Raw genomic sequence first — 13076 nt, 5'->3', positions numbered from 1 at the left:
TTTATGCCTCCATTATCAATAGTTGTGGGTCGTTCAACAGACGCTTCACATGATTCAATGCATTCTGTGCTGTTACTCCGTCAACTAGACGGTGGTCATAGCTGATTGAAATTGCCAATACTGGAGCTGCGACAATCTCTCCATTTTCAACAACAGGCTTTTCTTGGATGCGTCCAACACCAAGAATTGCAGCATCAGGATGGTTGATGATAGGAGTGAACCATTGTCCACCTGCAGAACCTAAGTTTGAAATCGTGCAAGTGCTTCCTTTCATTTCATCCGTTGTAAGCTTACCATCTCGGGCTTTCTTTGCCAATTCATTGATTTCATTCGATAGGTTAAAGATCGATTTACGATCAGCATCCTTAATGACTGGAACAACTAATCCGGCATCCGTATCTGCTGCAATACCGATGTTGTAATAATGCTTGTGGACGATCTCTTCGTTCTGATCATCAATAGAAGCATTTAAAATCGGATATTCACGCAATGCAGAAACTAAAGCTTTTGCTACATATGGTAGATAAGTAAGTTTAATTCCTTTATCTGCCGCAACTTGTTTGAACTTCTTACGATGCGCAACTAAATCTGTTACTACAACTTCATCCATGTGCGTGACATGTGGTGCTGTATGCTTCGAGTTAACCATTGCATTAGCGATGGCTTTTCTCATGCCTTTCAACTTCTCGCGTGTTTCAAGTTGTTGCTGTTGAGCAGCAGCAGGCTTACTTTGATCAGAAGATGAAGGTTGTTTCTCTTCGGATGAAGGAGCAGCTGATTCTTCTTGAGATGTTGAATCTTGTCCACCATCAAGATAAGCGTCGATATCTTCTTTCAAGATGCGACCATTCTTTCCTGATCCTTGAACTTTCTTGATATCAATTTCCTTTTCCCTTGCATACTTCCGTACAGAAGGCATCGCTTTAACACGATTTGTAGGATCTTGTTCTTCTTGTTCAGATTCAGAATCTTCTTGTTTTGAGCTCTGATCAGCTTCTGTTTCCTTCTTCGATTCTTCCTTCTTTTCTTCCTTTTGTTCAGGTTGCTCAGAGTTTTCCTCTTCTTCTTCCTCTTCCTCTTCGCCTTCATAACCTTCAGCATCAATTTCTAGAAGAACATCGCCTACAACCGCTACTGTGCCTTCTTCTACTTTAATATCTGTAACAGTGCCATCGTATGGTGATGGAATTTCAACGACAGCTTTATCGTTTTGAACTTCAAGAAGTATATCGTCTTCTTTGATTTCGTCGCCTTTCTTGACAAACCATTTTACGATTTCACCTTCATGGATACCTTCACCGATATCAGGCAGTTTAAATTTAAACGCCACAGGGTTCGCCTCCTTATTTTGTATATACTCAGATTGGAGTGTTCATTTCATAATTAATTAAAATTCGATAACTTGCTTTGCCTTTGTAACAATGTCTTTATAATCAGGTAGCCAAACATCCTCTGCAGCAGAGAATGGGAATACTGTATCAGGAGCAGTAACGCGTAATACAGGTGCTTCTAATGAAAGAATTGCACGATCGTTAATTTCCGCTACAACGTTCGCTGCAATACCCGCTTGTTTTTGAGCTTCCTGTACGACAATTGCTCGACCTGTTTTATTTACGGACTCAATAATAGTGTCAATATCTAAAGGACTGACTGTCATCAAGTCGATAACTTCAGCTTGAATATCTTCCTTTTCCAGTTCTTCAGCAGCTTTTAGAGAAGAATGAACCATTGCACCATAAGAGATAATTGTGATGTCTTTTCCTTCTCGCTTCACATCAGCTTTACCAATTTCAACTGTATATTCTTCTTCTGGAACTTCTCCTCTAAATGAGCGATAAAGCTTCATATGTTCAAGAAAAATAACAGGATCGTTGTCTCTGATGGATGCAAGCAGAAGACCTTTTGCATCATAAGGCGTTGAAGGTATTACCACTTTAAGTCCAGGTTGTTGAGCCATCAATCCTTCAAGGCTATCCGCATGCAGTTCAGGCGTTTTAACTCCCCCTCCAAATGGAGAACGAACCGTAATTGGAGCGTTGTAACGTCCGCCAGAACGGTAACGCAAGCGAGCCATTTGCCCAGAAATTGCATCCATTACTTCATATACGAAACCGAAGAATTGAATTTCAGGAACAGGGCGGTATCCTTGCAATGCTAGACCAATTGCAAGACCACCTATACCAGACTCTGCAAGCGGAGTATCAAAAACGCGATCTTCTCCGTACTCTTTTTGAAGACCTTCTGTCGCACGGAATACGCCTCCATTTTGACCTACGTCTTCCCCAAAGATCAAAACGTTTTCATCATTTTTTAATTCAATGCGCATCGCATCAGTAATCGCTTGAATCATCGTCATTTGGGCCATGGCTTACTTCGACTCCTTTTCTTTATATTCTTCCATTTGCTCCTGTAAATTTTTAGGAAGCTCTTCGTACATGATGTCAATTAAATCAGTTACTTTTTGCTTAGGAGCATCGTCGGCTTTTTTGATTGCAGCTTTAATATCTTCTTTCGCCTTTTCAACGACTTCATTTTCTTTGTCTTCAGACCAAAGATCTTTTCCTTCCAAGAACTTTCGGAAACGAACAAGAGGATCTTTCTTTTCCCATTCATTATCCATATCTTCAGTACGATAACGTGTTGGATCATCTCCAGCCATCGTGTGAGGTCCATATCTATATGTGAGTGTTTCAATTAAAGATGGTCCTTCTTCATTAAGCGCGCGCTCACGAGCTTGTTTTGTAACAGCATAAACAGCTAGTACATCCATCCCGTCAACTTGAACGCCATGAATACCGGCAGCAACAGCTTTTTGAGCTATTGTTTTTGCTGCTGATTGTTTCTCTACAGGTACAGAAATGGCAAAACGATTATTTTGAACAACGAACAATGCTGGCGCGTTAAATGCTCCCGCAAAGTTAATACCTTCATAAAAGTCACCTTGTGAAGCTCCGCCGTCTCCTGTGTAAGTAATCGCTACATTTTTCTTTCCGCGTTTCTTCAATCCTAATGCAACACCAGCAGTTTGAGTGATCTGTGCACCGATGATAATTTGTGGGGCAATCACATTTACGCCTTCGGGTACTTGATTACCTTGGAAGTGCCCACGAGAGAATAAAAACGCTTGATATAAAGGAAGTCCATGATAAACAATTTGTGGAACATCACGGTATCCTGGAAGGATAAAGTCTTCCTTATCTAAGGCATATTGACTCCCAAGCATAGAAGCCTCTTGTCCTGCTACTGGAGCATAGAATCCAAGACGTCCTTGTCTGTTTAGGGAAATCGCACGTTGGTCCCATATTCTTGTATAGACCATACGTGTCATTAGTTCTTGCAAATCTTCATCAGATAAATCCGGCATTGCATCCTTGTTTACGATTTCGCCTTCTTCATTCAGAATTTGGAATGTTTCAAATTCCTCTTCAATTTGTGATAGGGTTTTTGTACCCATGAAGGTCACCTCTTCCTTTCCTATTTAAAAAGTTTCATGATGTGTCTACTTTAATCATCCCAGACAATATATACACAGTATTTAGATTGTCCATTTTTCATGTAAAGCATGACTGAACTGCACAATAAGTCAACTACATCATGTTTTACCCTTTTTCTAAATTAAATAATCGTCATCTATTCCACATCATTCATGTAGAATACGACAACTGTACTAGTTAATAACATGCTAATAACTAGTACAACCTCTTTCCTTCACAAGTGTACACCAATAGAAATTGAAACGTCAATTATAATATGTACATAATTTCACCTTATCCAACATATCGCAAATCAACACAAGAATAAGTCGAACTGTACTAATATAGAACAACAGTCTGTACTACTACACAAACGAAAAAAACCGATCCACTTGGACCGGCTTTGCACATTTCATTTTTAATTAGGAGTCCTTGATTTTTCCTGTTGATAATCCAGCTTGTTTGTAGAAGGATTTCTTCTTCTCATTATATTGATCTGTTAAGGAATTAAACTTATCTTGTTTTGTTAATACTTCCTCATAATGTTTATTCAAAGTTTCTGTATGCTTCTTTAATTCATCTAAAGACAAGTCTTCTTTCTTTAGCAATTCATATAACTCTAAATCCTTTTCCAGTGCTTTAACATATGCTTTATGTAAACCCTGATAGCTTTCAAATCGTTGGTCCATCGTCTCAATTAGATGATCTGCAGCTGTTTGAACTTTTTCATCTTCGATTTCTTTAGACAATTCCTTGACGGTTTTGAAATTGTTATATGCACTCTGTATACTTTCCTTTTCTTGTTTAATATGTTTTTGACGTGTCTCGGCTGATACAATGGCTTGATCCGCAAGTTTTGTAATCTGATCAATATCCTTCATGCTTAATGCTAGGATCTCGTTAAATAATTTCTGCTCTTTCTGTTCTGCATCAACAAGTGACTGTTGTACCTCTCCAAAGCCCTTCTCTAAACTAACCGTCTCTTCTAAATGTTCATGTATTTTTTCTTCTGTTGACTGTCCTACTGAACAACCACTGACTAATAATCCAATTGTCAAAAAGATCAAAACTATACTTTTTTTGACGCTCAAAATGGTTCCCCCTATCAATTTCTCTCTAATTATTTATATTAAACGTTTCAATAAAGCTATACAAGAAAAATTATACAGGACGAGGATATTAGTACAATATGACCGATTCTTTCGATTTAGAACTTCTTAGAACAAAACTAACATTGGCACATATTCTTTTAGAAAACAACTTGTGTTAAAATAATCTCAATGCTTACAAGCGCGTCAGTATCGAGTAACCAGCAGGCTTAAGGAGTTGAAGAAAATGATAACAATGAATGATGTAGTGAAGGAAGGTGCCTCGATTTTAAGGGAGAGGGCTGAAGCTGTACCAACGCCACCTTCAGAAGAGGATCGAAATACGCTAGCGAAAATGCATGAATTCTTAGTAAATAGTCAAGATCCAGATATGAGTGCAAAGTATAACCTTCGACCTGGAATCGGGATTGCCGCTCCCCAAATTGGTGTCGGAAAAAGAATGATTGCGGTTCTTGTTGAAGACGAGGACGGAAAGTTGTATAGCTACGCTTTGTTTAATCCAAAAATCGTAAGCCATTCCGTTCAACAGTCTTATTTAGAAGGTGGAGAAGGGTGTTTATCTGTTGACAGAGATGTCCCTGGATTTGTACCTCGATATCATAAAGTGAAAATTAAGGCTACTGATCTTGATGGGAAAGACATTGAATTAAGATTGAAAGGACTACCTTCCATAGTATTCCAACATGAAATCGATCATTTAAATGGGGTTATGTTCTATGACCATATTAATAAGGAAGATCCATTTGAACGTCCCGATGGCATAGCGATTGGACGGTAACCATTTAGAAATTTAATACTTAAATAGAAGGCTGTGGTATTTTGTTTACACTTTAAACAAATAACCGCAGCTTTTTCATGTTGTCTCACTTTAGCTAGCCCATACATATATGCCTTATTTTTCAATAAATATGCGTTTATCACATCCAATCGTACAAGCACTATAGGACAAGGATGAATAGATTGGTAATAAGGAAAGGAGGTTTTATTTGTGGGCTATTACGAAAGTGAATATAAAGATACTGTATGTAATTGTATTACATGCAGCCATAAGCGTAAGAAAAAGAAGAAGAAAGACTGCTCTTCAGGAAAGAAATCCAGCGGAAAACGCTCAACTGGAAGATCTACAGGCAGACGTTCTTCTGGTAAATCTACTGGCAGACGTTCTTCTGGCAGATCTTCAGGCAGACGTTCTTCTGGCAGATCCTCTTGTGGACATTGGGTTTGGTAAACTAAAAAGAGGATGACCCTAAAATAGGGTCATCCTTTATTAGAAAACTCTCTACATACAATTGAATAATATTACTTTCAAACCATATATGAGCACCTTACCGAGTAAGCCTATATCATCTTACAACTAGTCAATTAATCCTATATGTTTAAGACCGTACCTTATTCCATCTTCATCAACCGCTTTAGTGATGAAATCAGCTGATTTCTTTGCCGCATTCTTGGCATTTCCCATAGCCACGCCAGTTCCAGCATATTCCAACATTTCAAGATCATTTAATCCATCACCGAATGCAATAACATCTTCTTGTCTATAACCTAGATGTTCAATCATTTTCTCTATTCCAACAGCTTTAGAGCCAGTACGAGGCAATACGTCTATTGAGTATTGATGCCACCGAATAAAATTAAAATCTTGATAAGCGTTTCGATAGAAGGTTTCTTTTTCATTGTTATCGCAATATAGCAAAGCTTGGAATATGGATCTTCCTTGATAAAAATCAGGATCATGTTTAGGATGTTCAAGCTTTAGGTCATCCATCGATTTCTGGACATGAGGGTGTTGAACATGGGTTGTTCGTCCTTCCTTTGTATTCAGAAAAACCATCGGATGATCATGTTCTGAAGATTGGGTCACAAGTTGTTTTAAAATAGTCTCATCCAGCGGATTTTCAAAAACACATTCACCTTCACATGAAACATACTGTCCATTGAAACTCACAAATGATTGAATCCCAAGTTCACTACGAAGTCCACTAAACATGAAAGGCGCCCTTCCTGTTGCTATAATCATCGGTATATTTTTTTCATCTAATTCTTTAATAGCTTCAACAGTTCCTTTAGGTAATTTCTTGTCATGATCAAGTAATGTACCATCTATATCAAAGAAAACGATTTTGTTATTCATATGAAACTCCTTTGCTTCTTGTTGTTGGTCGTATGGCTTGGAGTATGAGTTTGGATAGCCGTTTTCTTCGTTGAGAAATAAACACCAACCAATATTAGTATTAGCCCAAATATTGCGTGTGTAGGAATATGTTCATCCAATAACAGCCACCCCCAAATCATAGCTGTAATAGGGACAAGATAGGTTACAAACGTCGCAAATTCGGCACTGCCTTCTTGGATCATATAATAAAAAAGCAAATAAGCAAGTCCAGATCCAAACACACCTAATCCAACCATCGCAATCAAATTCTCAGTTGTCGTTATTAATGTTAAGTCGATTGAACTGTTAGATATAAACATCAGCACTGAGCTTCCGATAGCTCCTACTACCAGTGTAATTAATGAAATTATCATAACACTTATACCTTGTAAATGCTTTTTCGTAAACTGGGAACTGAACCCATAGCATAAAGTAGCTGCAATCATTGTCCCCATTCCAATTAAATCTTCATTAAATAATTGAGTAAGGTTTAAATCAATCAAAATTAAAATGCCAATAAAACCGATTACCACTCCAGACCACTGTTTCATTCTTAAAGTAACTGAAAAGAAAATGACACCGATGACACTCGTCCAGATTGGCGTTGTTGCATTCACAATTGATGCTAAGCTACTTGAAATTTTTGTTTCGCTTATCCCTATCAATCCCCATGGAATCAATGCATTGAATAAGCCAACGATCAGCAAGGATAACCATGGTATATTTTTTACGAAGAATTGTTTTCTTTTAACAAAGATAATCAACAATAAGGTAAGAGCCCCAAGTGAACACCTAACAAACACGATCCCCCAAGGACCTAAGTCCTCAACAAGTATCTTGATGAAATAGAATGAAGTCCCCCAAATTAAGCTTAGTGTAATTAATGCGACATATAATTTCATAGCATGCCTCTTCTCCAATTGTTCTCTTAAACACAATATTGAGTATATCATTACATACGCACTTACTATTAATGTCATCCAATTTCATTTATACTTAATTAGAAGATTTGTTTTGAAGGCATTAATTTGGTATCTTATGTATTCAGGATACCTTTTTACATAGGCATCTCCACTAAAATTCTATAATCAGTAGCAAAAAAACATGAAAAACGTTTTAAATTCATTTATAATAAAACGCAGATGAATCTAATTGAAAACGGTAAGGAGAGTTAAGCATGATTTTTAAAGTATTTTATCAGGAGAACCTTCAGGAGGTACCCGTACGTGAAGCAACGAAAAGCCTCTATATGGAAGCAGACTCCGTACAAGCAGTACGAGCTAAATTAGCAGATCGGAACTATAACATTGAATTCGTTCAATCCGTGACCGGTTCCCATCTAGAATATGAACAACAATCAGAAGATTTTGAATTGGAGACACGATAACAAATGAAATTTGTAAAAAATCATCAAACAGCAGTATTCGCATTAGGTGGACTTGACGAGATCGGAAAAAATACGTATGGCATTCAATTTCAGGATGAAATTATCCTTGTAGATGCTGGGATCAAATTCCCTGAAGACGAGCTACTTGGAATCGACTATGTCATTCCTGATTATACGTATCTTGTTAAAAATGTCGATAAGATTAAAGGGTTATTTATTACACATGGTCACGAAGATCACATTGGTGGCATCCCTTATCTTCTTCGCCAAATCAACATTCCAATTTATGCTGGGAAACTTGCAATTGGTTTAATCAAAAACAAATTAGAAGAACACGGACTTTTACGTAGAGCAAAACTTTATGAAATTCAAGAAGAAGATGTCATTAAGTTTAGAAAGACATCTGTTACCTTCTTCAGAACCACACATTCAATCCCTGATTCTTATGGAGTTGTCGTTAAAACACCTCCTGGAAACATTGTGCATACTGGGGACTTCAAATTTGATTTCACACCAGTTGGTGAACCAGCTAACTTGAACAAAATGGCTCAGATTGGACAAGAAGGCGTTCTCTGCTTACTATCAGACAGTACGAATAGTGAAGTACCTGACTTTACGATGTCAGAACGTCGTGTAGGAGAAAGCATCCAAGATATATTCCGTAAAGAAGATGGAAGAATTATTTTTGCAACTTTTGCATCTAACATTCATAGACTTCAACAGGTAGTTGAAGCTTCTGTAGAACACGGAAGAAAGGTTGCAGTATTTGGACGTAGCATGGACTCTTCGATTACAATTGGACAAGAGTTAGGCTATATCAAAGCGCCAAAAGATACATTCATTGATGCAAACCAAATCAACAGACTACCTGATAACGAAGTAACCATCCTTTGTACAGGAAGCCAAGGTGAACCAATGGCAGCTCTTTCTCGTATTGCGAATGGAACACATCGCCAGATCCAAATTATCCCTGGTGATACAGTCGTGTTCTCTTCCTCACCAATTCCGGGCAATACATTAAGTGTAAGTCGGATCATTAACCAATTGTTCCGTGCTGGAGCAAATGTTATATCTGGTTCATTAAACGATATTCATACTTCTGGTCATGGTGGCCAACAAGAGCAAAAGCTTATGCTACGCTTAATGAAACCAAAATACTTTATGCCTATTCACGGTGAATACCGTATGATGAAAATGCATACGAAACTTGCTATTGATTGTCAGGTTGAAGAAAAAAATACTTTCATCATGGATAACGGTGAAGTGCTTGCATTAAGTGAAAATGAGGCTTCTATTGCCGGGAAAATTCCATCAGGTTCTGTGTATGTAGACGGGAACGGTATTGGAGATATCGGAAACATCGTATTACGGGATAGAAAAATCCTGTCCGAAGAAGGATTAGTTGTTGTAGTTGTCAGCATTAATATGAAAGAATTCAGAATTGCATCTGGACCAGACATTATCTCACGTGGTTTCGTATACATGAGAGAATCTGAAGACTTGATTAATGATGCACAAGGAATCCTATCTAAGCACTTGAATGGGATGATGGAGCGAAGAACTACACAGTGGTCTGAAATCAAAAATGAAATCACTGACGTCCTTGCACCATTCCTATACGAAAAGACTAAACGTCGACCAATGATTTTACCGATTATCATGGAAATATAATTCTCTAAATGAAAGAAGGGACTGTCTGAAACGTCCCTAAAAAAACAGGACCGAGTAGAATTTTCTACTTGGTCCTATTTTCATAACTTCAAGCCTCCAGTGAGTTTCCTCGTTCCCTCTTGCAGTCATCCGTAGAGCCTTGGCGACTAATCTTTTATCTAAGACTCTTCAGATCTTTCATTACCAATTCCTTTAATTGATCAGGTACAATCAAATAAGTTGTCTTTTCAGTTGGTGAAATAACATTCAATAAATCTTCTAAATAGTCTTCATCCATTTGTACGTTTACAAAAGGAATGTGAGACTTTTTCGCTAATTCATGTTGTGTTTCTAACAAATCATCTGTTTGAACACTAGATGCTTGCAATAATACAATCTGGCTAAATCCATTTTTGAGAATATGCTCTTCCCATTCATCCTCATTTAGCTCTGGTCCAATCATCAGTTTACGTGATTTTACAGTAAATGACCCTCGTGCAACATTTCTATCTTGCAAACTTCGATTATTAACACCCTTTGACATTCCCTGTAGCATAGAGAATAATATTTGTTGTTCAGATTCTATCAGCCCAAATAAATAGGTTTGTGATGTCCCTTTATCAATCCGTTCGGCCAGCTGATAAAGATCTTGTGTTGTATAAGATTCTTTATGGGGAATGATCTCCATCCGTATATCTTGACTTAGCACTTGATCCATTACTTCATTCGTTTTCTTAGATACTTCACCGGTATAAATCATTGTTTGTATGTCGGCATCCTTCAGCATGTCAATTTCAGTATTTGTTGGTTCTGGTCCAATTACCAGCCAGTTATCTAAGATTTTAATATTGCCTTTATTGAAGTTTTGTGGCAGCTTGCGTTTTTGAATAGGTGCTAACTCTTTTCTTAACATTAGTTCAACATGATCTATCTTCTTACCTTTTGAGAAATCATGTACATATACTTTACGTTTATTATTTTTTATATAATCTCTTATTTCTTTTAGTTGATCTGGGTCAGGTAAGTCTGCATCTAGATCAAACCTTGTAACTTTCATACCTTGTTCTTCAGCTATTTTTTTCTCTTGTTTATAGAATTTTGAATCCTCATCAAGAAACGTAATTAACTCTTCGACATTCAATCTTAGAAGTTTGAACCACTCCTCATCTGTTGGGAAAGGTCCTAAAATAATGGATTCATTCTTGAATGTGTATACATTACCTCGTTCAAATTTTGACTGCAGAAAAATCCTTTCCTTGTCCTCATCACTTGCATTCGTTTCACCAAGTTTCTTTAAAATCGTTTGCTTAATTAAATCAACTCGGTGTTTACCTAAATAGCAGTGAACGTAATACCGTTTATTCGGATTCTCTTTAAGGAGTTCAACAATGCCGTCAATCGATTTTGTATTGTCTCCAACCCATGGCAACATAGGGAAGGAATGAATGTTCAAACCGACTTCCTCACCGTATTCTATTTCATCCTCTAATAACTCTTTCTCAAAAATAATCGTAGGACTTAACAGTGTAATGACACCATCATAACCTTGCTTCTTTAAATCAATTAATGCTTGTTCATCTGGATAGGGACCGAATGTCAATTGCTCTGTCGTTTGTTCTACTTCTCCCCTACTCATCGCTACAATTGCGGAATTTGTATTCATAAATAGATAGAAAACAAAACTGGCATTAATGATTGTGAATGCAACAAAGAGATAAGCAAGCTTCATTTTTTTCTTATGTAAAATGAATCTGTAATAAAGAAATGACACGATGAATCCAAATATTACCCAGCCATATACAAAATACTTTAGAATCGCGTCTATTTGATCCTGATCGGAGCCTAGACCCACAAGCCATTCCTCAAACGGAACAATTAAAAATAATAGAAAATAACCCCCACCAGCAAATCCAAAGGTTGATAAAAATATAAACCATAGAGAAAAATGTTTAAAACGCCTCAAGAATACCTCTCCTATCTAGATGTACAACACTTTTGAAAGCATTATTTAGATTCTTCAATAATTTGTTTCATTACCGGAATATAATTATTCCAAAAAAATGCTTCGTCAGGCTTAAAGTAGGAATAAACCGAGTATATTTCTGTAGGTAAATCCCATCTTGAATAATAATCTGCTGAAATATCTGCGAAATCTCCAGCAAAATAATATTTTTTTTCAACACTATTATGTAAAACTGCAGGAAAGGTCGACGGAATGTCATGCGCATCCAGTTTCTCTTGCCCTTCCTTATTAAGATCTATATGATAATTCGCTTCGACGTTCATTTGTTGATCAGGTTTCACAATATCAAACCAATAACGATATTCACTTTTCTTCACATTTGTATAATGTTCGATTCCTGCTTTTGTCCAGTTAACCATAACACGGTCGTTGAGGTTTTCTCCTTCAATAATGACTACTTCGTCACTCTCATGTACAAATGCAAGCCCTTCACCATCAAATGTCCACTTCTTATCATTTTGCTTTTCATAGTTTTGGATTAACCAAGGCGGTATTTCTCTACTAGATAAATCGCTAAAATAACGCCCTACCCAACCTGACCATTTAAAACCCATTTCATCTTCAACGATGCTTCTTGTTAATTTATCAGTTGGGGAAGCAATAGAGTTGAATTCCAGAACAAGCGTAACATCATCACCTTTGGCTTCAATGATTTTGTTCCAATCAAATATATTTAAACCTCCGTATATTAATTGAGATCGCTCTCCTGTTGGTTGATCTTGAAGGTCGTTTGTGTATATACCATATGTGTCTGCGATATATATCAAGTCAACGTCCTTCGCAATAGTTAAACCTGTATCTCCCTTCCCTTCAACAGGGTCATATCCATAGTAATCATTTTCCTTCTGGTAGTACTCTTCAGTCCCATCAACAACCCTTTCATGGTCTAGAACCCAAAAGAGCCCTAAATGCTCTCTATAATCCTCCTTTGGTACTGTTTTATCAATAACTTGAATCGACCGCTCAACCGGCGCTTTAAAATGCCATGAAAGGAACGGATATACTGAAATAATGAGGAGAGGCAACAAAGTCATCATCACAACATATTTAAATTTCATATACATACACCCGAATCTAAGTTTCATATTTTCAAATAAGAATAATTAGCTACTATTCTGTAAACATTTGTTTCTGTGTATCTGAAATATAACATATTTTCTAAATTTACGGATATAATTAAACGGTATTTGGAAGTTTCGTCTTAGGATTACCCTATAGTTATTTAATGAATGGACTCCATCCCTCAAATGTAAAAATGTAATCTGGGCATTAATTCCTA

The 13076-nt window shown here is 37.1% G+C and carries 12 protein-coding genes; 4 read left to right on the top strand and 8 right to left on the bottom strand.

Annotation, left to right across the window (positions count from 1 at the left end; all coding sequences use genetic code 11):
* Position 1: 1 nt before the first annotated feature.
* From L2716_RS04305 to L2716_RS04290, 4 genes are all read right to left on the bottom strand, one after another.
* Positions 2–1330, bottom strand: coding sequence for a dihydrolipoamide acetyltransferase family protein (locus L2716_RS04305; protein WP_236332123.1), 1329 nt, complete (start codon positions 1328–1330; stop codon positions 2–4).
* Between the two features lie 57 nt (positions 1331–1387).
* Positions 1388–2365: an alpha-ketoacid dehydrogenase subunit beta gene (locus L2716_RS04300; RefSeq protein WP_236332121.1), complete on the bottom strand. Its 978-nt coding sequence runs from the start codon at positions 2363–2365 to the stop codon at positions 1388–1390.
* A gap of 3 nt (positions 2366–2368) precedes the next feature.
* A complete protein-coding gene (pdhA, locus tag L2716_RS04295; RefSeq protein WP_236332119.1) occupies positions 2369–3454 on the bottom strand; it encodes a pyruvate dehydrogenase (acetyl-transferring) E1 component subunit alpha in 1086 nt (361 codons plus the stop codon).
* A gap of 441 nt (positions 3455–3895) precedes the next feature.
* On the bottom strand, positions 3896–4564 hold the full coding sequence (locus tag L2716_RS04290) for a YkyA family protein (RefSeq protein WP_236332117.1): 669 nt from the start codon (positions 4562–4564) through the stop codon (positions 3896–3898).
* Positions 4565–4808: 244 nt separating this feature from the next.
* Here L2716_RS04290 and def point away from each other — a divergent pair, with 244 nt between their 5' ends.
* Both def and L2716_RS04280 read left to right on the top strand, forming a co-directional pair.
* Positions 4809–5360: a peptide deformylase gene (gene def / locus L2716_RS04285; RefSeq protein ID WP_236332115.1), complete on the top strand. Its 552-nt coding sequence runs from the start codon at positions 4809–4811 to the stop codon at positions 5358–5360.
* A gap of 208 nt (positions 5361–5568) precedes the next feature.
* Positions 5569–5826 carry a hypothetical protein gene (locus tag L2716_RS04280; protein ID WP_236332113.1) on the top strand — a complete coding sequence of 86 codons (258 nt, stop codon included), beginning with the start codon at positions 5569–5571 and terminating at the stop codon, positions 5824–5826.
* 110 nt (positions 5827–5936) lie between these two features.
* Here the strand turns inward: L2716_RS04280 and L2716_RS04275 are convergent, their stop codons facing one another.
* Both L2716_RS04275 and L2716_RS04270 read right to left on the bottom strand, forming a co-directional pair.
* Complete coding sequence (locus tag L2716_RS04275; RefSeq protein ID WP_236332111.1) at positions 5937–6716, bottom strand: Cof-type HAD-IIB family hydrolase; 780 nt, start codon at positions 6714–6716, stop codon at positions 5937–5939.
* Complete coding sequence (locus tag L2716_RS04270; RefSeq protein ID WP_236332109.1) at positions 6713–7639, bottom strand: DMT family transporter; 927 nt, start codon at positions 7637–7639, stop codon at positions 6713–6715. Before L2716_RS04270 ends, L2716_RS04275 begins: the two co-directional genes overlap by 4 nt.
* A 275-nt stretch (positions 7640–7914) precedes the next feature.
* Between L2716_RS04270 and L2716_RS04265 the strand changes: the two genes are divergently transcribed.
* Together L2716_RS04265 and rnjA are read left to right on the top strand one after the other, a co-directional pair.
* Positions 7915–8124 carry a DNA-dependent RNA polymerase subunit epsilon gene (locus L2716_RS04265; RefSeq protein WP_236332107.1) on the top strand — a complete coding sequence of 70 codons (210 nt, stop codon included), beginning with the start codon at positions 7915–7917 and terminating at the stop codon, positions 8122–8124.
* A gap of 3 nt (positions 8125–8127) precedes the next feature.
* Positions 8128–9795, top strand: a complete 1668-nt coding sequence (gene rnjA, locus L2716_RS04260) for a ribonuclease J1 (RefSeq protein ID WP_236332105.1) — start codon at positions 8128–8130, stop codon at positions 9793–9795.
* 154 nt (positions 9796–9949) lie between these two features.
* Here the strand turns inward: rnjA and L2716_RS04255 are convergent, their stop codons facing one another.
* Together L2716_RS04255 and L2716_RS04250 are read right to left on the bottom strand one after the other, a co-directional pair.
* Positions 9950–11737: a protein-tyrosine phosphatase family protein gene (locus L2716_RS04255; protein WP_236332103.1), complete on the bottom strand. Its 1788-nt coding sequence runs from the start codon at positions 11735–11737 to the stop codon at positions 9950–9952.
* A gap of 41 nt (positions 11738–11778) precedes the next feature.
* Positions 11779–12855 (bottom strand): hypothetical protein, encoded by a 1077-nt coding sequence (locus tag L2716_RS04250; protein WP_236332102.1) that lies wholly within the window; start codon positions 12853–12855, stop codon positions 11779–11781.
* Positions 12856–13076: the final 221 nt, after the last annotated feature.

The sequence above is a fragment of the Pseudalkalibacillus berkeleyi genome, assembly GCF_021608225.1.
Lineage (GTDB): Bacteria > Bacillota > Bacilli > Bacillales > Fictibacillaceae > Pseudalkalibacillus > Pseudalkalibacillus berkeleyi.
This window is presented reverse-complemented; position numbering and strand designations above follow the sequence as displayed.